Raw genomic sequence first — 24,645 nt, forward strand, 5'->3', positions numbered from 1 at the left:
GGCACTCACGCCCACCGGATTCTCACCCGCCTCCGCACCGCCCCCGTGCCGCGATCACCCATGCCCCACGGAACGCATGCGCGATCGAATCCCGGAAATGTCAGCGACCTGGTGTGAAGCAAGTGACAGGCGGGCAAGGCTTGACGGGATTGGCAGGTGCATGCGCGGCCGCTGAACTCCGCGAGGGGGACGGGGTGTTGGGAGACCTACCCGGCGCATGAGGCTGAGGCGGCGGGCGATCGGGTGCCTACTCCCCCTCGTGGTTCCGAAAGGGTGCGCATGAAGCATTTCCGGCTGCTCGTTCTCGGTAACGGCGTTTCCGCGTACGGCAGTTATCTGAACATGGTCGCGCTGAACGTCTTCGTCTACGACGTCACCGGCAGCGCCCTGGCCGCGGGGCTCTTCATGGCGGTACGGCTGGGGACGAGTGTGGGGGCGGGGTTCGTGAGCGGGCGCCTCGTCTCGGCGTACGACCGCAAGCGACTGATCATCGGCGCCGACCTCGGCCAGGCGCTGGCGCTCCTGGTGCTGCTCCTGGCGCCGGAGGCCGGCCGGATCTCCCTGCTGTACTGCCTGGCCGTGGTCACCGGGGGCTGCTCGACGCTCTCGCAGGTCGCCCTGCGCAGCAGCATCCCGGAGATCGTGGGGGCCGAGCACCGGACCCGCGCCAACAGCCTGCTGGTCACCGGCCGTTCCCTCGCCATGATCGCGGGCTTCGCCTCGGCGGGTGTGGTGGTGGCGCAGCTCGGGTACACGGCGGCGTTCGTCCTGGACGCGGGCACGTTCCTGGTGTCCGCGTCGGTGCTGCTGGTGCTGCCGATCCGCACGAGGGCCCGGTCCGAGGGGCCCGGGGGCGCCGAGGAGGGCGCGCCGGGCGCCGGGCGCCGTTCCCTCCGGCTGTTGTGGGCCGGCGCGCCGGTGCTGATGGCGATGATCGCCGTGCGGGCCGTCGACGGGCTGGGATCCTCCTCGCACAATGTCGCGCTGCCCGTCTACTCCAGCCTGCTGGACCCCGCTCATCCGGCCACCTTCATCAGCCAGTTCTGGGCCACCTGGGCGGTCGGCACCATCATCGCCCAGCAGGTGCTGGCCCGGCACAACCGCCGGACCGGACGCACCCTGGGCGAGCGGGCCTTCGCGGTCGGCGCCTGTGTCATGTCAGGGGCGTTCATCATCGTGTTCAGCGGGCTGCCCACCGTACCGGCGCTCGCCACCGCACTCCTCGCCGGAGCGGCGGACGGAGTCACCGAAGTCGTCTATGTGTCACGGCTCCAGCTGGTCCCGGACGAGCAGCGCGGACGCCTCTTCGGGCTCTCCGCCTCGGCCGAGAACGCCGGGTTCGGACTGGGGATGCTGATCAGCGGATCGCTGCTGGAGTCCTTCTCCCCGTTCCAGGTGGTCGCCTCCCTGCACGGCCTCGCCATCGTCCTGTGCCTCGCCCTGCTGACGCTGCTCGTGCTGCGCCGTTCCCCGGACGGGCCCGGGCGATTACGTGAGGCCGGCGACTCCGCCGTACGCGAAGGGCGCGGCTGATGGGCGGGGGCGGGCAGGACCCGCGCATCGCCGTGGTCGGGATGGCCTTCCGGCTGCCGGGGGCCGACACCCCGGAGGACCTGTGGCGCATCATCCGCAACGGCGAGGACCGCTTCACCCGCTTCACGAAGGACGAGCTGAAGGCCGCGGGAGTCCCCGAGGAGCTGTACCGGCGCGAGGACTTCATCGGGGCCTCGGCCGTCCTGGACGACATCGCCGGGTTCGATGCCCGGCACTTCGGGATGAGTGCCCGCGAGGCCCGTCTGACCGACCCCCAGCACCGCCTGTTCCTGGAGTGCGCGCAGCACGCCCTGGAGAACGCCGGCTATCCCGACGAGCGGGACGGAAAGCGGATCGGGGTCTACGCCAGCACCGGCTACCACCTGTACAGCATGCAGTCCTATCTGCTCAACAACGTCCTGCCGAACGAGGACATCGCCGACTGGCTGGCCGGCATGCAGGTCCTGGTGGGCAACTACACCGACTTCAACGCGACCCGGGTCGCCCACCGGCTCGGTCTCACCGGCCCCGCCGTCAACGTACAGACCGCCTGCTCCAGTTCGCTGGTGGGTGTGCACCTGGCCGCCCAGTCCCTGCTGCTTGACGAATGCGACATCGCGCTGGCCGGCGCCGGCGCCGTCCACGTCCCGCAGGTGCTCGGCTACCACTACGTCAAGGGCTCGATCCTCTCCAGGAGCGGCCGGCTCCGGGCGTTCGACGCGGCCGCGAACGGGACCGTCGGCGGCACCGGTGTCGTGGCCGTCGTACTGAAGCGGCTGAGCCGCGCGCTCGCGGACGGCGACACCGTGCACGGCGTCATCCGCGGCTGGGGCATCTGCAACGACGGCGCCGACAAGCAGGCGTTCGCGGCACCCAGTGCGCGGGGCCAGCAGAGCGCCGTACGCAGGGCGCTGGACCACGCGGGCGTCGGGGCGGACACCATCGGGTATCTGGAGACCCACGGCACCGGCACCCTCAAGGGCGATCCCATCGAGCTGGAGGGGGCGGGCGCGGCGTACCGGCAGGACACGGACCGGACCGGCTACTGCGCTCTCGGAGCCGTCAAGGCCAATATCGGGCACCTCGACGTGGCGTCCGGACTGGCTGGTCTCGTCAAGGCCCTGCTGGTGCTCAAGCACGGGGTGATCCCGCCGATCGCGGGCTTCGCCGATCCCAATCCGCTGCTCGGGCTGGAGGACAGCCCGTTCTACGCACCCCGCGCCGCGCATCCGTGGCCCGAGAGCGGCACCCCCCGGCGGGCGGGTGTCACCTCGCTCGGGGTCGGCGGCACCAACGTCCACCTGATCCTCGAAGAAGCCCCCGAACCCGAGCCGCGTTCCGCCACCGCGGCCCCGCCGGACGTGCTCCTGGTCTCCGCGACGAGCCGGGAGGCGCTCGCCGACAACGTACGGTCCCTGCGCGACGTGCTCCGCAGGCGGACCGCCCTGCCCCTGGCGGATCTCGTCACGACCGCCGCACTCGGGCGCTCGCACGGCCGGCACCGGATCGCGGTCCGGGCGGGCACACCGTCCACGCTGGCCGATGCCCTCGACGCCTGGCTCCGTGCCCCCGCACCGCTCGCGACCACCGCGGGCCCCGTGCCGCCGGGGGACGCACCCACCCGGGTGGTGTTCCAGTTCACCGGTCAGGGTTCGCTGCGCCCCGGAGCGGCGGCGGCCCTGTACGGGCGGTTTCCCGTCGTGCGTGAGGTCCTCGACGCGTGCGAGGCGTGGCATCGCCGTCTCACCGGCGAACCGATGCTGGCCGGGCTCCTCACCGAGGGGGCGGGCTCACCGGGGGCCGTCTGGCCGACCGCGACCGCGCAGCCGGCCCTGTTCGCCCTGCAGTGCGCCCTGGTCAGGCTGTGGGACGAGGCGGGCATCAGGCCCTGGGCCGTGACCGGCCACAGCGTCGGTGAGTACGCGGCGCTCTTCGCGGCCGGGGCCCTGTCGCTCGCGGACGGCCTGGAACTCAGCGCGCACCGCGGCCGGTTGATGCGGGATCGCTGCGCGCCGGGCGCCATGGTGGCGGTGGCGCTGGAGCGGGAGTCCGCCGCGGAGCTCGCCGCCTCGCACCCCGGCCTGGAGCTCGCCGTGAGCAACGGGGAACGCTCCCACGTGCTGGCGGGTCCCGTCGCGGGCGTGGACCGGATGTGCGCCGCGCTCGACGACCGGGGCACCCCGTACGAACGCCTCGCGGTGGACCGGGCCTTCCACACCGCTGCCACGGAGCCGATGCTCGACGCGTTCGCGACGGTACTGGCGAAGATCCCCTTCGCACCGGTACGGACCCGCTTCATCAGCTCTCTCGACGGCCGGACCCGGGAGCCCGGCTGGGTACCGGACCCGGAGCACCTGGTCCGCCATGCCCGCGAGCCGGTGCGCTACGACGCGTCGCTGCGTGCCGTCGCCGGCGAACGGCCCGGCGTGCTCCTGGAGATCGGTCCGCACACCACGCTCAGCAGCCTGGCCCGCCGCTCCCTGCCGGCGGTGCGGGCGGTTCCCTCCCTGCACCGGAACACCGGACTCACGGCACTCTTCGGCGCTGCGGCGGATCTGCACTGCGCGGGAGCGGATGTCCGCTGGGAGACGTTCCTGGCCGGCACCGGAGGGCGGCGCGTCCCGCTGCCCGGCTACCGCTTCCAGCACCGACAGCACTGGGTCGGGGCCCCACCCCGGCCCCTCGGACCCATTTCCCCGGCGAGAGAGGAACGCACCATGACGACAGAAGCGACGGAGACCGGACCCCTGCTGGACAGCATCCTCGGTTTCCTCTCCGGAGCCTTCGGAGAGGACCTCACCTCGGTCCCGGCCGACACCCCGTTCTTCGATCTCGGTGCGGACTCGCTCCTCATGATCAATGTGCTCCGGGAGATCGAACAGGAGCACCACGTCAAGATCACGATGCGAGAGCTGTTCGACGAGACGGGAACGCCCCGGCTCCTCGCCGAACTCGTCGCTGCGCGGCTGCCCCGACAGCCCGCACGGCCCCAGCAGCCCCAACAGCCCAGGACCGTTCCCCGGCCGGCCGCCGCACCCGCACCCGCACCCGCACCCAGCCGACCGGCATCCGACAGCGCACCGCCTGTCCCCCACGCCGTCCCGCACGCCGTCGTCGCGGACACCGCCGTCGCGGACACCGGCTTCGTCACCCGGCAGGAGCTGCGGGAACTGGCCCAACGGGTCCAGCAGCTGTCACAGATCCAGCTCCAGATGCTCACCCAGCTCTCCCGGATCTCCGATCTGCTCGCGCCCCGGAGCGACGCGACGGCGGCCCTGACGGACGACGAGGTGGTCCGGTGAACGAGCAGGAGAACGTCACGGCCGCCCTGGACCGGGACCTGGCCGCCATGAACCGACTCGCGCGGCGCATCACCGAACAGATCGGCGCCGGACCGGCCGTGGCCGGCGGTGCACAACAGCCTCAGGCGCACGGGCCGCGCGTGGTGATCGCCCCCGATGCCGGCATGGTCCACTCCGCCTCGCCCCGCACCCAGCAGGAGCATCTCGACGACCTCGTACGCCGGTACACGGCGCGTACGGCGGCCTCCAGACAACTCGCCCAGCGCCACCGCCACAGACTCGCCGACAGCAGAGCGGTCGTCGGATTCCGCAGGTCGACCAAGGAGATGCTCTATCCGGTGGCGGCCCGTCGCGCGGAAGGCGCACGGATCGAGGACATCGACGGCAACAGCTACACCGACATCACCATGGGCTTCGGGGTGCTCCTCTTCGGCCACGAGCCCGGATTCGTCCGGGAAGCCGTACGCGAACACCTCTCCCGGGGCATCCGGCTCGGCCCCCGCAGCGTCGAGACGGGCGCGGCCGCCGAGCTGCTGTGCGAACTGACCGGGATGGAACGGGTGGCCTTCGCCAACTCCGGTACGGAGGCCAACGCGGCGGCGATCCGTCTTGCCCGGGCCGCCACCGGCCGCGACCGGATCGTCACCTTCCAGGGCGCCTACCACGGCCATGCCGACCAGGTGCTGGGCCGGCAGGCGGGCCACGGCGCCCAGGAGGGGACCGTGCCCGTCTCCCGGGGCATCCCGCACAGTGCCGTCGCCGAACTGACCGTCCTCGAATACGGCAGCGAGAAGGCCCTTCACGCGATCGAACGGGACGCGGAGCGGATCGCGGTGGTCATCGTCGAACCGGTGCAGAGCAGGCATCCCTCGCTCCAGCCGGCCGCGTTCGTCCGCAAGTTGCGTGAGCTGACCGCCCGTCACGGCATCGTGTTGATGTTCGACGAGATGCTGACCGGATTCCGTCCCGCGCTCCGTGGCGCACAGGAGCTCTACGGCGTCACCCCGGATCTCGCCACCTACGGCAAGCTCCTCGGCGGCGGATTCCCCATCGGCGCGATCGCCGGACGCTCCGACATCATGGACGGGGTCGACGGCGGTCACTGGAGCTACGGGGACGACAGCGGTCCGACCGCCGACACCACCTTCTTCGGCGGCACCTACCTGCAGCATCCCGTGTCGATGACCGCGGCGCACGCCGTACTCACTCATCTGAAGGAGCACAGTCCGCACCTGCAGGAACGGCTCAACGCCCGGACCACCGAACTGGCCACCGGGCTCAACGACTTCTTCGAGGCCGAGGAATTCCCCCTGCGGATGGGCTGGTTCGGCTCCCAGTTCCGCTTCGAGCACCGCGCCGACATGGAGCTCCTCTACTACCACCTGATGCTGCGCGGCGTGCATGTGTGGGAGTGGCGCAACTTCTTCCTCTCCACGGCTCACACCGACGGTGACATCGAGCATGTGGCCGACGCCGTGCGGGGGTCGCTGAGGGATCTGCGCGAGGCCGGTTTCTTCCGCACCGGCACGGCCCCGTCCCGGCGGCCCGCTCCCCGCCGGGCAGCCGCCGAATCCGTGGCGGCCCTCCCGGTCCCGGCGGCCGGAGCCGGCGCCGGAACCGCGGCCGACGCGCCGCGCGTTCCCGTGGCCGATGCCATGCCCGACGCGCCGCGCGTTCCCGTGGCCGCCCCCGTTCCCGCGGCGCTCACGACGCCGCGCCACGCGGACTTCAGCCTCTACTTCTTCGGCGACTACCCGGACGACGACGGACCCGGTCCGAAGGAGGGCCGCTACGAACTGCTCATGGAGGCGGCCCGGTTCGCCGACCGGCACGGGTTCGAGGCGCTGTGGATGCCAGAACGGCACTTCAACTCGTTCGGCGGCCTCTTCCCGAACCCCGCCGTCCTGGCCGCGGCGCTGTCCCGGGAGACCCGGCGCATCCGCCTCAACGCCGGCTCGGTCGTGCTCCCGCTGCACGACCCGATCCGGGTGGCGGAGGAGTGGTCCATGGCGGACAACCTCTCCGGCGGACGCGTCGGCCTCGGTGTCGCGAGCGGGTGGAACGCCAACGACTTCGTCTTCTTCCCCGAGCGCTTCGGGCCGCACAAGCAGGAGATGTACGACCGGCTGGAACAGGTGCGGAGCCTCTGGCGGGGCGAGACGCTGCGCCGCACCACCGGGGACGGCGAACGGGAGATCCGGCTCTTCCCGCGCCCCGTCCAGACGATGCCGCCGCTCTACACGGCGGTGGTCGCCAACCCCGAGTCGTACGAACGCGCCGCCGCGCACGACCTGGGCATCGTGACCAATCTGATGACCCAGGACATCGACCAGCTCAGGGACAACATCGCCCGCTACCGCCGGGCCCGTGCGCTCCACGGCCTCGACCCGGACGCCGGGCGGGTCGCCGTCCTGCTGCACACCTATCTCTCCGACGACCACGACACCGCCCGCGCCGAGGCCTTCGCACCGATGGCCCGCTACATGCAGGCCTCCCTGTCCCTGTTCAGCGGAGTCACCAACAGCCTCGGTGTCACCACCGACCTGAGATCGCTAAGCGAGGACGATCTGGACGTGGTCTTCCGGCGCGCCTACGGCCGCTACTGCGACCAGCGGGCCCTGATAGGCGACGTGGACACCGTCCTGCCGGTGGCCGAGGCGGTGGCCGACGCGGGCGCGGACGAGATCGTCGCGCTGGTCGACTTCGGCGTCTCCGCGGACCAGCTGCGCGCCGGTCTCCCCCGGCTGGACGCCCTGCGCCGCCGGCACCGGGAGCGGCGGACACCCGACCCGGGTGCGCCCCTGTCCCCGGGCCAGGAGCGGATCTGGTTCCTGGAACGCCTGCTCCCGGGACGCACCGCCTACAACGAGGTGAAGGCGATCCGCCTGCGCGGTGAGCTCGACACCGAGGCGCTGCACACCGCGGTGCGCCGGCTCGTCGCCCGCCACGAAGGGCTGCGCACCGTCTTCCGGCAGGCCGGCGATTCCGCGGTCCAGCTGGTGCGGGAGGCCGCCGAGCCCGACTTCGGCGTGGTGGACGGCACGCTCCGGGCCGAGGCCGCCGTGCGGGAGGCGCTGGCGGCGGAGAGTACCCGCCGCTTCGACCTGGAGAACGGTCCGCTGTTCGTCAGCCGGCTCGTGCGTACCGCGGTCGACGAACACGTGCTGGTCCTGTCCTTCCACCACATCGTGGTCGACGCGGCCTCGGCGACCGTCCTGTGCCGGGACCTCGCCGCCTTCTACCGGGCGGCGCGCGACGGCACCGAGGCCGGTCTGCCCGCACTGACCTGGAGCTACGCCCAGCACGCACGGGAGCAACGCGCGGCGGCGGACGGCCCCGGCACCGCGCAGGACCTGGCCCACTGGCGGCGCGTGCTCGGCGGCGACCTCCCCGTCCTCGAACTGCCCACCGACCGCCCCCGGCCGGCGGAGATGACCTCCGCGGGCCGCGCCGTCTTCCGCTCCCTCGGCCCCGGACTGTCCGAACAGGTCAGGCAGCTGAGCCGCGGCCACCGCGCCACCCTGTTCATGACCCTGGTGGCCGGCTGGGCGGCGATGCTGCAACGGGTCACGGGGCAGGAGGACATCGTCATCGGCATCCCGGTCTCGGACCGGCCGCAGCGGGCCGAGGAGCTGATCGGCTTCTTCGTCAACACCCTCGCCCTGCGCGTCGACCTCACCGGCGATCCCGGGTTCGCGACGCTGCTGGACCGGGTGCGTACCGTCGCACTCGACGCGTACGACCACGCGGGGACACCGTTCGAGAAGGTGGTGCGCGTACTGGCTCCGCCCCGCAGGACGGACCGCACACCGGTGTTCCAGGTGTGCGCCGAGTTCCAGTCGGCGGAGCCGTTCCGCCTCGACCTCCCCGGCATCGAGGCGGTCGCGCTGGACGCGGGCCCCGACAAGGCGCTGACCGATCTGACGGTCTATTTCACCGACGGGCCCGAGGGCGTCCGCTGTCATCTGGAGTACAACGCGGAGCTGTTCGAGCCGAGCACCGTCGACAGGTTCTTCACGGTCTTCCGCGACCTCCTGGCCGCCGCGGTCGACAAGCCCGGCACACCGCTGTCCCTGCTCGCGCGTCCGGCGGTCGAGGGTGACGAGGTGCCGGAGAGCTGGGCACACGGCCCGGTCCGGCCGGTCGCGGACACCACGGTGCACGACTGGGTCGCCCGGCAGGCGGCGGCGCACCCCGCGCGGACCGCTGTGGAGGGCGAGGACGCCGTACTGACCTACCGGGAGCTGGACGAGCGGGCCGGCCGGCTCGCCGCCGTGCTCGCGGAACACCGGGCGGACGAGGACCGGGAACCCCTGGTGGCGGTGTGGCTGCCACGCTCCGCGGAGCTCGTCGTGGCGCTGCTCGCCGTGCTGCGGGCCGGTTGCGCGTATGTGCCGCTCGATCCGTCGCTCGGTGCAGTCCGCGCCGCGCAGGTGATCGCCGAGAGCGGCGCCCGCACGGTGATCAGCGGCGCGGACGGACCGGGAGACCTGCGGCTGCCCGGATCGGTGACCGTCGTCGCGCCGGACGCCGCCCCGGCGGGAGACCCCGGGCCGGGCACCCGGCCGGCAACCGGTGCCGGGGGCTCGTCCCCCTTCTCCGCGTGCTCCGTCATCTACACCTCGGGCAGCACCGGCACGCCCAAGGGTGTCGTGCTCACGCACCGCGGCCTGGTGGATCTCTGCCAGTGGCACCACGGACGCTTCGCGTTCACCGGCGGCGACCGGAGTGCCGTCGTGTGCAGCCAGAGCTTCGACGCCTCACTCCTGGAGATCTGGCCTGCGCTGACGGCGGGCGGCACGATCGTCGTGGCCGGTGAGGCGGTCCGCCGCGATCCGCTCGCCCTGGCCCGGTGGTACGCGGACCAGGACATCGCCTTCGGCGTCCTGCCGACGGCCCTGGGCGAACAGGTGCTGTGCCTGCCGGTGGCCGATCAGCCCCCGCTGCGCCATCTGCTGCTGGGCGGCGAGGCGCTCCGGAGCCGCCCCCGGCCCGAGGCCCCCTACGAGACGGTGAACATCTACGGCCCGACCGAGACGACCGTGCTGTGCGTCGTCGACACGGTCTCCCCCCGGACCGGCGGGCCCGTCCCGGAAGAGGGCGCGGACGAGGGCGCGGACGTGATCGCGATCGGGCGTCCGGCCGACAACGTGGCCCTGCGCGTGGTGGACGCCTCGGACAAGCCGGTGCCCATCGGCGCGGTGGGCGAGCTCCTCGTCGGTGGTCCGGGGGTGGCCGCGGGCTATCTGCACCGGCCGGACCTCACCGGGGAGAGGTTTACGGCCGGGCCGGAGGGCGGGACGGAGGCCCGCCACTACCGCACCGGCGATCTGGTCCGCTGGACGGCGGACGGGCGACTCGTGTTCGTGGGCCGTACCGACGACCAGGTGAAGATCCGCGGATTCCGGGTCGAGCCGGAGGAGGTGGCGCAGGCACTGGGCCGTCTCGACGGTGTCCGCCGGGCGGCCGTCGTCGGCCTGCGCCGTGCGAACGGCGAGGCCTTCCTGGCCGCCTATGTGGTACCCACCGGGCCGGGCTGCGGCAGTACGGCGGAGCAACGGTCGCGCACGGACCGGTGGGCCGAAGAGCTGAACCACCACCTGCCGGAGTACATGGTGCCGCGCGCCTGGCGGATCCTCACCGAACTGCCGCTGACCGGTAACGGCAAGCTGGACCGGACGCGGCTCCCGTCGGCCGGTCCCTTCCTCCCGGCGGACGCCCCCTTCCTCCCGGCGGACGGCGAGGAGGCCCGCCGGGCCGGCGGCCCGGCGCCGGAGGCCGGACCCCGCACCACGGTGGAGAACGGGCTTCGCGAACTCTGGGCGGCCGAGTTCGGCCTCACCGCACCGGACGTCGATCCGGATGTCTCCTTCTTCGACCTGGGCGGGCACTCGCTCACCGCGATGAGGCTGGTCAACCGGATCAGGGAGGCGTGGGGCGTCGAGTACCCGCTCTCGCGCCTCTACCAGGAGCCCACGCTGCGCGCCATGACGGAGTTCGTGCACGGCGCCGGATCGAGAGGGGTCGTCCGCCGGGGCCCGGCCAGCCGGCAGCAGTCGCGCTTCGCCACCCTGCACGCCCGGCACGCCAAGCCGCAGGTCTTCAACGTCGCCCTGCGGATCACCTTCTCCGGCCTGCTGGATCCCGGTTCGCTCCGCACCGCACTCCAGCAGCTGACCGAACGTCATGAAGCGCTGCGTACCCGCCTGGTACCGGAGGGCCCCGGCTCCTGGCGACAGGAGGTGCTCGAATCCCGCCCCCTCGACCTGCCCGTGGACGACCTCACCGCACGGCCGGAGCCGGAACGGCGGGCCGAGGTGGAACGGCTCGCCGAGCGGGCGGCGGAGACACCGCTCGACCTCTTCGAGGGGGACGTGCTCTCCGCCCGCCTGCTGCGCACCGGCGCCGAGGAGTGGGTGCTGCTGCTTGTGATGCACCACTGCACCTGCGACGGGTGGGCCCTGACCACGCTGCTGAAGGAGCTCGCCGCGCTCTACCGTACGGCCGCCACCGGAACCGGCCCCGGCCTGTCACCCGCGGTGCCGCAGCTAGTGGAGTACGCGCACTGGCAGATCGCCCACGAGGCGGCGACCGGCGGGCGCCGCACGGACTACTGGCTGGACGAACTCGCCGACGCCCCCTTCACCGTGGATCTGCCACTGGACCGGCCGCGGCCCGGCACCCTCAGCGGGCGCGGCGGAGTCGTCGAGTTCACCGTGCCCGCCGAGGTCCGGGCCGATGTGGAACGGCTGGCCGCCCGGCGGGCGACCACGCCCTTCGCGGTGACCGCGGCGGCACTGGGCCGGCTGCTGGCGGCGAAGGCCGGGCAGGAGGACGTGCTGATGAACATCTCCTACGCGGGCCGGGAGAGCCGCGAGTTCGAGTCCCTGGTGGGCTGCACGGCCACCGGGTTCGCCCTGCGGGTCCGTGACGCGCGCGCCGGTTCCTTCGCGGCGCTGACGGACCGGGTCACCCGTACGACGGTCCTGGGCATGGAGCACGCCATGCCGCCGCGCCAGGTGGCGCCGGCGATGCGGGAGCGCAGGGGCGTCGAGATACCGGACAGCCTGGCCATCGGCCTGGCGTACGAGAGTTCGCTGGACACCGGCATCGAACTGCCGGGGCTCACCACCACGGTGGCGGAGATCGCCCCGGCCGCGTCCCGGTCGGAGTTCATCATGGTGCTGACCCCGGCCGGGGACGTCCTGGAGGGTGCCGTGGAGTACTCGGCCGACCTGTGGGACCGGGCGACGGTCGAGACCTGGACCCGGGAGTACGTGCGGCTGCTGCGGGACGAGACCGGGGAGGCGCTCGCCGACGGTGTCCGCCTCCGCCGGGACGGCCCGCGGTAGCCGGCCCCGCGGTCGGTCACGTGCCCGACACGTGACCGACCGCGGCCGGGAACGGGCGGAAGCCCCGGACCGGGACCGGCGCAGGCAGTGCGCCGGCCCCGGTCCGCCGCACCGGCCGCACCGGTCAGGTCCGGGGCCGCTCGTCCGGATCACGTCGCGCCCGCCGCGAGACCGCGGCGCGCAGTACCCGCTGCCCCTCGGCCGAGGCCTCCAGCACCTGGCGCAGTCCGGCACCCGCCGACGCGGCGTCCGCGGTCGCGGCCAGCGTCTCCAGGATCCGGATCTGCCGGCGCAGCTCCCCGGCGGGCAACGGGTCCGCCCCGTCCGGACCGCCCGCGCGCCGTCGTCGCGCCGTCTCCGTACCGGCGCCCGGCGCCGTGTCCGGGTCGAGGTGGACCTCCAGGGCCAGCAGTGAGCAGGCGTCGGCCCACTCCCGCAGCTCCGGAGCCGCCCGGTCCGCGGGCGCCTCGCCCAGCAGCTTCCGGATCCGCGGGGCGGCGCCCTCCTCGCCGGCCGCGGCGTCCAGCGCCGCGCGGACCTCCGCGAGACGCTCCGGCCAGGCCGCCGCGTCCGCGCACCCCGCCCAGAGCGGACGGAGCGGATCCGGGTCCGCTCCGTCCACGGGCTGCGGCAGGCAGCGGTCGAGGCAGGCGACCGCGCTCGCGGCGAGCCCGCGCTCGTCGGCGGCGGCGATCAGTTCCAGCAGGCTCATCGGCGTCTCCCGTCGGCACGCCCCCGTGCGCACGCGCATGGGGACGAGGCGCTTCCTGTTACCGCTTTCAGCGCCGAATGGCTCAAAACCGTCACTACGGAAGGCCGAATAGCTTCGCTCAGTGGGCGCGGCCCCAGTCCGCGCGCCCCGGTACGCCCGGAGTACCCAGCGGATACGTGCCGAGGGCCGCCCGCTCCCCCTGCATCCGGGTCAGTGCGCGGACGAACAGGACGGCGAACACCGCGGCCACGATGTCGAGGGCGTCGCTCCCCATCACCAGGGCCGTCGTGTCGAGGATCTCCTGCGGCTGCGCGGCCTTCCAGGACTGCCGGGTCGCGTACTGGGAGACGACCAGCGAGACGACCCAGAACCCCCACCACAGGTTCATCACGGTGGCCGGGACGGTGCGCCAGCTGCCGTCGGTGTTCGTCTGGGCGCTCGCGGTCCAGATACCGCCCGCGATCCGGCGCGGCAGCACCAGGTTGGCGATCGGGACGAACCAGGCGCCGATGGACCAGCCGGGCCTCATCGGCTGCATGCTCGGGTCGAACACCTCGGCGTTGAGCCGTACCCGCCGGAACCAGATGATGAAGACGACCCCGGTGGCCAGGCTCACGAGGGTCTGCAGCACCCCCGCCGTCGCGTACAGATTGTCCGCGAGGCTCGCCGCCGCGTCGTCGTACGCGGCGAAGTCGTTCTCCAGCCCGGCCGCGACGACGCGGCGGGTGTTCTGGCCCGCCGCCACGGCGAGCACATCAGCCACGGCGACGAGCGTCAGCAGTACGACGACGGCCTTCGCGAGCCCCTCGGGCGAACGCAGGTACTGCTGCGGAGCGATGAAGGCCGGGGGCATCGGGGCCGGTGGCATCGGGGCGGCCGCCCCGGCCGGGCCGGCGCAGAGCAGGCAGCGTCCGTCGTCGGTGACCGGCGGTCTGAGACGGCAGGTGGAGCAGAGCATGAAGCGGAACCCCCCAAGGTTCTGAGCCCGAACGCGAGAACGCGCGGCCCTCCCCGGACCGCGCGGCATCCGGAACCTAACCCCCCGCCTCCCGGCTGTCCACGAGGAATCCGGCCCGGCACCACCCGGCGGCCCGCCCCTCCGCCCGGCCCGGCACCACCCGGCGCCCCGCCGCCCGGCCCACCTCAGCCCGTCCCCCCCGCCGCTCGGCCCACCTCAGCCCGTCCCCCCGCCGCTCGGCCCACCTCAGCCCGTCCCCCCGCCGCTCGGCCCACCTCAGCCCGTCCCGTCCACTCCGCCCCGCTCAGCCCGTCCCGTCGATCCGCGCTGCCAGTGCCCGGAACGCGTCCCAGCTCAGCGCCGGCCTGCCCGGGGCCCACAGCTTCTGGGCGGTCGCGCGCAGCGGCATCCGGATGCCCTGCGCCACCTGCGCCGGGGTCTGTGCCTGCGGGAGGTCGCCCCAGACCGCGAACCGGCCACCGAGGATCTGGCCGGAGTAGCGCGCCGGGACCGGCTCGGTGCCGCGCAGCACGAGCGGGGTCCACTGCTCGTAGATCCGCTTGCCCGTGGGGTAGACGAACTGGTTGGGCTGGCCGAGCACGTAATAGAGGAACTCGTCGTTGAGGTTCACCACGCGCCGCCCCTCGCGCAGGTACTCCTCCGGCTCCCGGGCGCCGTACTCCTTGCCCGTCCAGTACTCCACCTCGATGTCCTTGTCGGCGTGCACGGTCCCGTCGCGGAAGAAGCCGTCGTTCCACGCCTTGGGCCGCTTGCCGTGCGGGCGCACCACCGCCGCGCGGTCGTTCAGCCAGCCGGTCGTCAGGTCCTTGATGCTCGCCTGCGCCCCGTACTTCTGCTGGGCGGCGCGTTGCAGCTGGGGGTACGAGGCGGCCGGGTTCCGCGCCATCAGCGCGAGGTACTCGTCGGCGCCCAGGTGCCAGTACGCGCCGCCGAACAGCTCGGTGAACTCGCCGAGGAGTTCGTCGACGAGCTTGGCCGAGCCCGGGTCGGAGATGTCGAGCGACCCGGGCGAGCGGGTGCCCGACACATTGCGCAGCTGGAGGTCGGGGTGGGCCCGCAGCACCGCGCCGAGGTGGCCCGGGGAGTCGATCTCCGGGACGACCTCGATGTGCAGCCGGTTCGCGAGGCCGACGATCGACCGCACCTCGGCCTGGGTGAGGTGCTGCGGCGACACCACCTCGGGGTGGGTGCGGGACTCGATACGGAAGGCCTGGTCGTCGGAGAAGTGCAGGCCGAGCTGGTTGAGCTTGAGGTCGGCCATCTCGCGCAGCCGGTCCTCGATCCAGGCGGCGGTGTAGTGCTTGCGCGCGATGTCGAGGTTGAGGCCGCGCTGCGGCCGGTCGGGGCGGTCGCGCACCTCGCCCTCCGGCATCACGCCGTCGGCGCGCACCGACTGCTTCAGGGTGCGGGTCCCGTGGAAGACCCCGGCCTGGTCCGGCCCGCCGATGGTGACCCGTCCGTCGTGGACGTCGAGGGTGTACGACTCGGGGGTGCCCTTGCCCGGGGCGAGGGCCAGCTCCACGTCGCCCGTGCGGGCGGGGACCTCGCCCCGGTAATGGATCTTCAGCTCCTGGGCGAGCAGTTGCCCCTCGTCGGCGAGCGTCCCGCTGCCGCGGGCCACGACGACCCCGCTGTCCGGGCCGGGGCGCCAGCCGGGGCCGCGGGCCGCGATGTGCTCGCGTACCGCTGGGATGGTGCGCGGGGCGGTGGAGAGCGGGTAGCTCCGGGTCGGCGAGGGGGCGGCCGAGGAGGGCGCGGGGGTGCGGGCGTTCGACGACTGTCCGGCGAGCCCGCTGTCGGAGCCTTCCGGCCAGACGACCACGGCGATCGTCGCGGCGGCCGCCGCGGTGAGAACCGCACCGGCCACGAGAGCGCCTCGTGAGGGCGACATCGTTCAGAAACCTCCGTCATTTACGGAAAACGAGGCAGAATCAGGGAGACAGCCGGGCATTCTCCTTGGAATACGGTTCGTCAGGCGATCCGAAACTCTCCCGTCCGGGTGAAGTTCGCGCATCTGTCGGACGTCCGTTGCCCCGCCTGGCTAGCTTTGAGGCACATTCGTCTCTCCCTTCACCCTGCATCTGCCTGGTCTCTCCGGCCGCTTCCCTCTCCAGGGTCACAGATGCCGTTGATCCGAGGAGCCCACGCTGACCAGGTCCAGCGAGTCCCGCGCCGGCCTCCCGGAGCAACTGTGCCAACCGGCCACCCGGACGGCCGTACCCGTCCAGAACTCCGCCGCCGAGCAGGCCCAGGTCCGTGTCCCGGGCCTCGACCGCTTCAACGCCGCGCCGTCCGCCGAGGCGGAGGCCGCCCTGCTGGAGTGCTGCGGCAGTCGCCGCTGGGCGCAGCGGCTGGCCGCCCACCGTCCCTTTCCCGATGTGGACTCGCTGCTGGCCGCGGCCGACGAGGCGGGCTACGACCTGGCCCCGGCGGATCTCTCCGAGGCGCTCACCGCCGAGGTCTCCCCCGGCCTGCACCACGCCGCTCCGCACTCCGCCCATCTGGCGCTGCAGGCCGCGCACGCCGCGTACGAGTCGCGTTTCGGCCATGTCTTCGTGATCTGTCTGGACGGCTTCGCCCCGGCCGAGCAGCCGGACCAGGTGCTCGCCGGGATCCGGGCCAGGCTGGCGCACGAACCCGACCAGGAGCGGGTGGTGACCGCGGAGGAGATGCGGCGACTCGCCCGGGGCCGCATCATCGAGCTGGTATCGGGTTCATAACGGAACGGGCTCGGTGAGGGCGGCCGACAGCCCTTTCTAGCCCGTCCGTGCCTGTTTGATTGCCACTTTGATCACACCGCGGGCCCCCGCGCGAACGAACCGACAAACCGTCGCTACGATGGCCGGGGCCGGTGGACCGTACCCGGCCGGGTCAGACCGACAGTCAAGCCGGCCGGCCCCAATCCCCGCTCCCGGAGGGTTCTTCCGTGCCGGCTGGAACGCTGTACCGCGGCCGGGAAGGCATGTGGTCCTGGGTGGCTCATCGAGTCACCGGTGTCCTCATTTTCTTCTTCCTGTTCGTACACGTCCTGGACACCGCTCTCGTCCGCGTCTCCCCCGAGGCCTACGACGACGTCGTGGCCACGTACAAGACGCCGATCGTCGCGCTCCTCGAATACGGCCTGGTGGCCGCGATTCTCTTCCACGCGCTGAACGGTCTCCGTATCGTCGCCGTGGACTTCTGGGCCAAGGGCCCGCGCTACCAGAAGCAGATGCTCTGGTCGGTCGTGGGCATCTGGGTCGTGCTGATGGTCGGGGCGCTGTACCCGGTCCTCGGCCACGCCGTACGCGAAGTATTCGGGAGCTGAGGCCAATGTCCACCGAGTCCTCCGCCGCGATCGGCTCCGTCGAGGGCGTCAGCCTCTACGACGTAGACAACCCGGCCCCGGTCATCGAGCCGCCGCGCAAGCGGACCGGCAAGACCCCCAAGGGTTCGCGCACCAACTTCGAGATGTACGCCTGGCTCTTCATGCGCCTGTCGGGCATCGTCCTGGTCGTCCTGGTCCTGGGCCACCTGCTGATCCAGCTGGTGCTGGACGGCGGCGTCTCCAAGATCGGCTTCGCCTTCGTGGCCGGCCGCTGGGCCTCGCCGTTCTGGCAGCTCTGGGACCTCGGGATGCTGTGGCTGGCCATGCTGCACGGCGCCAATGGTCTCCGTACGGTCATCAACGACTACGCCGAGCGGGAGAACACCCGCTTCTGGCTGAAGATGCTGCTGTACACCGCCACGGTGTTCACCGTCCTGCTGGGCACGCTGGTGATCTTCACCTTCGACCCGAACATCCGCTAGGCGCCGGGCCAGAGGGACCAGAGGAAATCATGCAGATCCACAAGTACGACACCGTCATCGTCGGCGCCGGCGGCGCCGGCATGCGCGCGGCCATCGAGTCCACGAAGCGCAGCCGCACCGCCGTGCTCACCAAGCTCTACCCGACCCGCTCCCACACGGGCGCCGCGCAGGGCGGCATGGCCGCCGCGCTCGCCAACGTGGAGGAGGACAACTGGGAGTGGCACACCTTCGACACGATCAAGGGCGGCGACTACCTGGTCGACCAGGACGCCGCCGAGATCCTGGCGAAGGAGGCCATCGACGCCGTTCTCGACCTGGAGAAGATGGGCCTGCCGTTCGGCCGTACGCCCAAGGGCGAGATCGACCAGCGCCGGTTCGGCGGTCACACCCGCAACCACGGTGAGGCCCCGGTCCGCCGCGCCTGCTACTCGGGCGACCGCACCGGCCACATGATCCTCCAGACGCTGTACCAGAACTGCGTCAAGGAGGGCGTGGAATTCTTCAACGAGTTCTACGTCCTGGACCAGCTGGTCGTCGAGGAGGACGGCGTCAAGAAGTCCGCCGGCGTCGTCGCCTACGAGCTGGCGACCGGCGAGATCCACGTCTTCCAGGCGAAGTCGGTCATCTATGCCTCGGGCGGCACCGGCAAGTTCTTCAAGGTGACGTCCAACGCGCACACCCTGACCGGTGACGGCCAGGCCGCCTGCTACCGCCGCGGTCTGCCGCTGGAGGACATGGAGTTCTTCCAGTTCCACCCGACGGGCATCTGGCGCATGGGCATCCTGCTGACGGAGGGCGCCCGCGGTGAAGGCGGCATCCTCCGCAACAAGGACGGCGAGCGCTTCATGGAGAAGTACGCGCCGGTCATGAAGGACCTCGCGTCCCGTGACGTCGTGTCCCGCTCCATCTACACCGAGATCCGTGAGGGCCGCGGCTGCGGTCCCGAGGGCGACCACGTCTACCTCGACCTCACGCACCTCCCGCCGGAGCAGCTGGACGCCAAGCTCCCGGACATCACCGAGTTCGCGCGCACGTACCTCGGCATCGAGCCCTACACGGACCCGATCCCGATCCAGCCGACCGCGCACTACGCCATGGGCGGCATCCCGACCAACGTCGAGGGCGAGGTGCTGGCCGACAACACCACCGTCGTCCCGGGTCTGTACGCCGCCGGCGAGGTCGCCTGTGTCTCCGTGCACGGCGCCAACCGGCTGGGCACCAACTCGCTGCTCGACATCAACGTCTTCGGGCGCCGTTCCGGCATCGCCGCCGCCGAGTACTCCGCGAAGCACGACTTCGTCGAGCTTCCCGAGAACCCGGCGCAGATGGTCGAGGACCAGGTCGAGCGGCTGCTCACCTCGACGGGCACCGAGCGGGTCGCGACGCTCCGTCTGGAGCTGCAGGAGTGCATGGACGCCAATGTGATGGTGTTCCGCACCGAGCAGACCATCAAGACGGCCGTCGACAAGATCGCCGAGCTGCGCGAGCGCTACCTCAACGTGTCCGTCCAGGACAAGGGCAAGCGGTTCAACACGGACCTCCTGGAGGCCATCGAGCTGGGCAACCTGCTCGACCTGGCCGAGGTCATGGCGACCTCCGCGCTGGCCCGCAAGGAGTCCCGCGGCGGTCACTACCGCGAGGACTTCCCGAACCGCGACGACGTCAACTTCATGCGCCACACCATGGCGTACCGCGAGGTCTCGGCCGACGGCACCGAGTCGATCCGACTCGACTACAAGCCGGTCGTCCAGACCCGCTACCAGCCGATGGAGCGTAAGTACTGATGGCTACCCCGACTCTGGACAAGGTCGAGGCGGAGTCCGCCGCCTCCCCGTACATCACGGTCACCCTCCGGATCCGCCGCTTCAACCCCGAGGTCTCCGACGAGGCCCAGTGGCAGGACTTCCGGATCGAGATCGACCCGAAGGAGCGTGTTCTCGACGCCCTTCACAAGGTCAAGTGGGACATCGACGGCACGCTGACGTTCCGCCGCTCCTGCGCCCACGGCATCTGCGGCTCCGACGCGATGCGGATCAACGGCAAGAACAGGCTCGCCTGCAAGACGCTGATCAAGGACGTCAACCCGGAGAAGCCGATCACGGTCGAGGCCATAAAGGGCCTCACGGTCCTCAAGGACCTCGTGGTCGACATGGACCCGTTCTTCCAGGCGTACCGCGATGTCATGCCCTTCCTCATCACCAAGGGGAACGAGCCGACCCGCGAGCGCCTGCAGTCCCCCGAGGACCGCGAGCGCTTCGACGACACCACCAAGTGCATCCTGTGCGCCGCGTGCACGTCCTCGTGCCCGGTGTTCTGGAACGACGGCCAGTACTTCGGCCCGGCGGCGATCGTCAACGCGCACCGCTTCATCTTCGACTCGCGCGACGAGGGCGGCGAGCAGCGCCTGGAGATCCTCAACGACCGTGACGGCGTGTGGCGTTGCCGCACCACCTTCAACTGCACGGACGCCTGCCCCCGTGGCATCGAGGTCACCAAGGCGATCCAGGAGGTCAAGCGGGCGCTGATCACGCGCCGCTTCTGACCGCCCCGGCAGTCGCATCCGGCCCCGTTCTCCGCAGTGATCCTGCGGGAGCGGGGCCTCTTGCTGCGCCGTGCGGGTCTTGGCGGTACGGTCGTGCGGAACCGGGCTCCGGTTCGCCGCCGCCGGCCCAGCAGGGTCCGGGGCGCACAGGTCTGATCGAGAGCGGGGAACGTTGAGCGATCCGAATCCGTACGCGGACGACTCATACAAGTGGGGGCCGGCTCCCCAGCAGCCGGGCAACCCGCCCACCGTCGCGGACGGCGCGGGACACCCCGGTCCGGGCGCCGCCCCGGCGTACGGCTACCCGCAGCCGCTGCCCGAGTCCGCGGCCCAGCCCGGCCCCGGCTACGGCTACCCGCAGGGCGTCGCGGCCCAGCCGACCATGCCCGGTCAGGGCTTCCCGCAGCCGCCGGGCGCCCAGCCCGGCACCGGCATGCCGGTCCTGACGCTCGGTGACATCGCCGTCATGCAGGACCAGATCGTGACCCCGTCCGGTCCGATGCCGCTCAAGGGCGCGGTGTGGACGGCGACGGACCTGACCCGTACCGAGGAGAAGATCCCGACGGTCGCGATCGTGCTGGCGATCGTCTTCGCGCTGTTCTGCCTGATCGGTCTGCTGTTCCTCCTGATGAAGGAGAAGCAGACGACCGGCTTCGTCCAGGTCTCGGTGACCAGCGGCGGCCGGCACCACTCGACGATGATCCCGGCAGCCGGCCAGGACACCTTCCCCATGGTGATGGCCCAGCTCAACACCGCCCGCGCGATGAGCATCTGACGGACACCCCGCCCCGGCCGCGCGAGCCGCTCCACGCCTGCGCCTCGCGCGTGTCCCGCGGGTGTCCCGCGCCGGGCGGCCGTCAGTCCCAGGCGGCGGCGCCCCGGTCCTCGGCGACCACCATGATGCGCCGCAGCATGTCGTTGAGCAGGGTGCGCTCGTCGGGGCCGAGTACGCCGAGCAGCCGGTACTCCTCGTGGCCGAGGACGTCCATCGCGCCCAGCCAGGTGGAGCGGCCCGTGTCGGTGAGCTCCACGTCGACCCGTCGGCGGTCGGTGGTGGAGGGGGTGCGGCGGACGAAGCCGCGCCGTTCGAGCGCGTCGAGCCGGCCGGTGACGGAGGCGGGCGCGAGGTCGAGGTCGGCGGCGAGTTCGGAGGGGGCCGCCTTCCCGCCGCGTCCGGCCAGTTTGTGGAGGGTGTCGAACTCCTGGCGGTCCAGGTCGAAGTCGACCAGGGACTGTTCGCGCACCCGGCGCAGATGGACGGAGAGCTTCTTCATGCGGGTCACCGCGCCCTCGACGTCGGGGTCCAGGCCGGGCAGGACGGGCTTCCAGCGCTCCACGTGTCCGTCGGTCCAGTCGCGTCGTTCCATGGGGAAATCGTACGCCGGTCCGCCAACTTCCCTTCGGAGCCAAATATTTCGTTGACGAATAGTTCGGTACCGAAATAAGTTCTCCCGCATGCCGCACCCCTTGCGCACGCGCGCCTTCCGCCTGCTCTTCATCGGCCGCACCCTCTCGCTCATCGGCGACGCCGTCATCCCCACCGCCCTCTCCCTGGCCGTCTATCTGGCCACCGGCTCCACCGGGGCGCTCGCCCTGGTGCTGGGCTGCGCGATGGTCCCCAAGCTGCTCCTGCTGCCACTGGGCGGCGTCGTGGGCGACCGCTTCAACGCCCGCACCGTCGCGCTCACCACGGACCTCGTACGGTGTGCGACCCAGCTCTTCGTCGGCGCGGAGCTGCTCGGCGGCTCCCCCGCGCTCTGGCAGATCGCGCTCGCCGAGGCGGTCGGCGGCGCCGCCGGGGCGTTCGCGATGCCCACCGCCTCACCGCTGATCCGCGGCACCGTGGCGGAGTCCGGGCTGCTGCGCGCCAACTCCCTGATGGCGGTGGTCAACAGCGCCACCCGGCTCGGCGGCCCGGCCCTCGCCGGGCTGCTGATCCTCACCGCGGGACCGGGCTGGGCCTTCGTGCTGGACGGCGCCACTTTCGCGGTGAGCGCCGCACTGCTGTCCGCCGTCGAGGTCCGGCACGTACCCGTCCCCCGGCGCTCGCTGCTCACCGACCTCAAGGAGGGCTGGGGCGAGGTCCGCAGCCGTGACTGGTACTGGACGAGCCTGATCGGGCACGCCACCTGGAACGGCGCGGCGGCCGTCCTGATGACCGTCGGCCCGGCGCTCTTCCTCCGGGAGCTGGGCGGCAAGGGCGTCTGGGTCGCCCTCCTCCAGACCGGCGCGGTCGGCCTGCTCCTGGGCTCGCTGCTGGCCGGCCGGGCCCGCCCCCGCCGCCCGATACTGGTGGCCAACCTGGGCCTCGCCACGTACGCCCTGCCGCTCGGCCTGCTGGCCGCCCACGCGCCCGTCGCGCTCACCATCGCCGCGTACGGCGTCGCCCAGGCCGGTCTCGGCTTCCTCGGCCCGGTCTGGGACAGCTCGGTCCAGTCGGCCGTACCGGCACACGCGCTGGCCCGGGTCACCTCGTACGACTGGCTGCTCTCCCTCGGCGCGATGCCGCTCGGCTACGCCCTGGCCCCGCTCGCGGCCTCGGCCTGGGGTGCCGAAGTGCCCCTGGCCATCGCCGCGGTGGCCGTCGGCGTGGCCTGCCTGGGGACGGCGGCGGTGCCGGGCGTACGGCGCTTCGGGGCGCCGGACAAGCAGCCGGAGCGAGCCGCCGGACTCCCCGCTTGAACATGTTCAATTTCAGGTCTACAGTCCATGACAACAGCTTTTGAACGCGTTCAAGGGAGGGTGGGGCATGGACCTCACTGTTGTCGCGTACGTCATCTACCTGCTGATCAGCGTGGCGCTGACCGTCTGGGTCGCGCGCACGCTCAGCCGCAACGGCAAGGTGTTCCTCGCCGATGTACTGCACGGGAACGAGAAGCTCGCCGATGCCGTCAACCACCTGCTGGTGGTCGGCTTCTACCTGGTCAACCTGGGCTTCGTCACCCTCTACCTGAGGAACTCCGACGGTGTCACCGACGCCCGCGGGCTCTTCGAGGCACTGTCGGTGAAGCTCGGCGTCGTACTGCTCGTCCTCGGCGTCATGCACCTCGGCAACGTCTATGTGCTCAACAAGATCCGCCGCCGGGGCCTGATGGAGCGTGAGCAGACCCCGCCGGTGGCCCCGCAGGGCTGGACGGGACCGGCCACCGGTCCGTGGGCGGCGCCCGCCCCGAGGGCCTGAGCCCCATGACGGGCGGACCGGGCGGGCAGCGGCTCCCCGTGGAGCGCCTGACGGTGCTGTACGACGCGCGGTGCCCGCTCTGCCTGCATCTGCGGCAGTGGCTGATGAAGCAGCGTCAGCTCGTCCCGCTCGACCTCGTCCCGGCGGCCTCCGAGGAGGCGCGCCGCCGCTTCCCCGGGCTCGACCACGCCGGGACGCTGGACGAGATCACGGTGATCGGCGACCGGGGGCAGATCTACCGCGGGACCTCCGCATGGATCGTCTGCCTCTGGGCGCTGGCCGAGCACCGGCCCAGGGCCCACTGGCTGACCACCCCGGCGGGCCGCCCGTTCGCCCGGGCCACCGTGCTCGCCGCCGCGAAGTACCGGTCCCTGACCGCGCCGCCGTGCGGCCGGGACGGGGACGGGGGCGGCGCCTGTACGGTCCCCGGACCCGCGGGCTGACCACGCCGGATACCCTCGGGTCTGTGGTGAAGGAAGTGAAGGACGTGAAGGAAACCAAGGCTCCCAAGAGCGAGCAGACCCGCACACTCATCCTCGAAACGGCGCTCCGGCTCTTCCAGGAACGCGGTTACGACAAGACGACGATGCGGGCCATCGCCCAGGAGGCCGGCGTCTCCGTGGGGAACGCCTACTACTACTTCACGAACAAGGAACACCTCGTCCAGGGCTTCTACGACCGGCTCGCGGCCGAGCACGCGGCGGCCGTGCAACCGGTCCTGGACGGCGACAAGGACCTCGCGGTGCGCATGCGCGGGGTCCTTCTCACCTGGCTGGACGTGGCGGAGCCGTACCACCGCTTCGCCGCCCAGTTCTTCAAGAACGCCGCCGACCCGGAGAGCCCGCTCAGCCCGTTCTCGGCGGAGTCGGTCGCGGCCCGCGAGGCGGCGATCTCCATCCACCGGCAGTGCCTGGCCGGGTCCGACGCCAAGACCGATCCCGAACTGGCCGAGCTGTTGCCGCAGTTGATGTGGCTGATGCAGATGGGCCTGGTGCTGTACTGGGTGTACGACCGCACCGAGCACACCGCACGCAGCCGCCGCCTGGTCGAGCGCTCCGCCCCGATCGGCGCCCGCGCCATCGCGCTCTCCCGGTTCCGGGTGCTGCGGCCGCTGGTGCGGCAGGTCCACGAGGTGCTGGAGGAGTTCCTGCCCGGCGCCGCGAAGCCGAAGAGCGGGGAACGGTCCGAGGAATCGGCCTGATCCAAACGAAAGACCCCAGGGCCCGCCGGCCGGGAGCCGGTGGCGGGAGGACGA

At 71.9% G+C, this 24,645-nt stretch carries 17 protein-coding genes; 13 read left to right on the plus strand and 4 right to left on the minus strand.

Going from position 1 to position 24,645, the window contains the following annotated elements:
• Positions 1-279 precede the first annotated feature (279 nt).
• From EES42_RS04820 to EES42_RS04830, 3 genes are read left to right on the plus strand one after another with little or no spacing between them, the layout of a single operon-like run.
• Entirely contained in the window at positions 280-1,533 is a 1,254-nt protein-coding gene (locus EES42_RS04820) for an MFS transporter (protein ID WP_124716818.1), read from the plus strand.
• A complete protein-coding gene (locus tag EES42_RS04825; protein WP_124716819.1) occupies positions 1,533-4,835 on the plus strand; it encodes a type I polyketide synthase in 3,303 nt (1,100 codons plus the stop codon). The genes EES42_RS04820 and EES42_RS04825 overlap by 1 nt, the downstream gene beginning before the upstream one ends.
• Positions 4,832-12,187 carry a non-ribosomal peptide synthetase gene (locus EES42_RS04830; protein WP_124716820.1) on the plus strand — a complete coding sequence of 2,452 codons (7,356 nt, stop codon included), beginning with the start codon at positions 4,832-4,834 and terminating at the stop codon, positions 12,185-12,187. The genes EES42_RS04825 and EES42_RS04830 overlap by 4 nt, the downstream gene beginning before the upstream one ends.
• Before the next feature lie 124 nt (positions 12,188-12,311).
• On the opposite strand, the gene EES42_RS04835 is transcribed toward EES42_RS04830, so the two are convergent.
• The 3 genes from EES42_RS04835 to EES42_RS04845 all read right to left on the minus strand — a co-directional run bounded on the left by EES42_RS04835 (position 12,312) and on the right by EES42_RS04845 (position 15,769).
• On the minus strand, positions 12,312-12,899 hold the full coding sequence (locus EES42_RS04835; protein WP_124716821.1) for a hypothetical protein: 588 nt from the start codon (positions 12,897-12,899) through the stop codon (positions 12,312-12,314).
• A 118-nt stretch (positions 12,900-13,017) separates the two neighbouring features.
• Positions 13,018-13,857, minus strand: coding sequence for a DUF4328 domain-containing protein (locus EES42_RS04840; protein ID WP_124716822.1), 840 nt, complete (start codon positions 13,855-13,857; stop codon positions 13,018-13,020).
• Positions 13,858-14,161: 304 nt separating this feature from the next.
• Complete coding sequence (locus EES42_RS04845) at positions 14,162-15,769, minus strand: beta-N-acetylhexosaminidase (RefSeq protein WP_124716823.1); 1,608 nt, start codon at positions 15,767-15,769, stop codon at positions 14,162-14,164.
• A 298-nt stretch (positions 15,770-16,067) separates the two neighbouring features.
• On the opposite strand from EES42_RS04845, the gene EES42_RS04850 reads away from it, so the two are divergent.
• The 6 genes from EES42_RS04850 (at position 16,068) to EES42_RS04875 (ending at position 20,984) form a co-directional block, all read left to right on the plus strand.
• Positions 16,068-16,598, plus strand: coding sequence for a 2-oxo-4-hydroxy-4-carboxy-5-ureidoimidazoline decarboxylase (locus EES42_RS04850; protein ID WP_124716824.1), 531 nt, complete (start codon positions 16,068-16,070; stop codon positions 16,596-16,598).
• Between the two features lie 206 nt (positions 16,599-16,804).
• The gene (gene sdhC, locus EES42_RS04855) at positions 16,805-17,185 is read left to right on the plus strand and encodes a succinate dehydrogenase, cytochrome b556 subunit (protein ID WP_072486591.1); all 381 of its coding nucleotides are present in this window, start codon (positions 16,805-16,807) and stop codon (positions 17,183-17,185) included.
• A 5-nt stretch (positions 17,186-17,190) separates the two neighbouring features.
• Positions 17,191-17,667: a succinate dehydrogenase hydrophobic membrane anchor subunit gene (locus EES42_RS04860; RefSeq protein ID WP_124716825.1), complete on the plus strand. Its 477-nt coding sequence runs from the start codon at positions 17,191-17,193 to the stop codon at positions 17,665-17,667.
• Between the two features lie 29 nt (positions 17,668-17,696).
• Positions 17,697-19,451, plus strand: a complete 1,755-nt coding sequence (sdhA, locus tag EES42_RS04865) for a succinate dehydrogenase flavoprotein subunit (RefSeq protein ID WP_124716826.1) — start codon at positions 17,697-17,699, stop codon at positions 19,449-19,451.
• Entirely contained in the window at positions 19,451-20,209 is a 759-nt protein-coding gene (locus EES42_RS04870; protein WP_124716827.1) for a succinate dehydrogenase iron-sulfur subunit, read from the plus strand. Before sdhA ends, EES42_RS04870 begins: the two co-directional genes overlap by 1 nt.
• Before the next feature lie 172 nt (positions 20,210-20,381).
• Positions 20,382-20,984, plus strand: a complete 603-nt coding sequence (locus EES42_RS04875) for a hypothetical protein (protein WP_124716828.1) — start codon at positions 20,382-20,384, stop codon at positions 20,982-20,984.
• Between the two features lie 82 nt (positions 20,985-21,066).
• Here the strand turns inward: EES42_RS04875 and EES42_RS04880 are convergent, their stop codons facing one another.
• The gene (locus EES42_RS04880; protein ID WP_124716829.1) at positions 21,067-21,576 is read right to left on the minus strand and encodes a MarR family winged helix-turn-helix transcriptional regulator; all 510 of its coding nucleotides are present in this window, start codon (positions 21,574-21,576) and stop codon (positions 21,067-21,069) included.
• Between the two features lie 88 nt (positions 21,577-21,664).
• On the opposite strand from EES42_RS04880, the gene EES42_RS04885 reads away from it, so the two are divergent.
• The 4 genes from EES42_RS04885 (at position 21,665) to EES42_RS04900 (ending at position 24,591) form a co-directional block, all read left to right on the plus strand.
• Entirely contained in the window at positions 21,665-22,891 is a 1,227-nt protein-coding gene (locus tag EES42_RS04885) for an MFS transporter (protein ID WP_124716830.1), read from the plus strand.
• Positions 22,892-22,958: 67 nt separating this feature from the next.
• Positions 22,959-23,390 carry a hypothetical protein gene (locus EES42_RS04890; RefSeq protein ID WP_124716831.1) on the plus strand — a complete coding sequence of 144 codons (432 nt, stop codon included), beginning with the start codon at positions 22,959-22,961 and terminating at the stop codon, positions 23,388-23,390.
• A gap of 5 nt (positions 23,391-23,395) precedes the next feature.
• On the plus strand, positions 23,396-23,833 hold the full coding sequence (locus tag EES42_RS04895; RefSeq protein ID WP_206433370.1) for a thiol-disulfide oxidoreductase DCC family protein: 438 nt from the start codon (positions 23,396-23,398) through the stop codon (positions 23,831-23,833).
• Positions 23,834-23,856: 23 nt separating this feature from the next.
• Complete coding sequence (locus tag EES42_RS04900) at positions 23,857-24,591, plus strand: TetR/AcrR family transcriptional regulator (protein WP_124716832.1); 735 nt, start codon at positions 23,857-23,859, stop codon at positions 24,589-24,591.
• Positions 24,592-24,645: the final 54 nt, after the last annotated feature.

The organism is Streptomyces sp. ADI95-17, assembly GCF_003846175.1.
In the GTDB taxonomy this organism is placed as follows: domain Bacteria; phylum Actinomycetota; class Actinomycetes; order Streptomycetales; family Streptomycetaceae; genus Streptomyces; species Streptomyces sanglieri.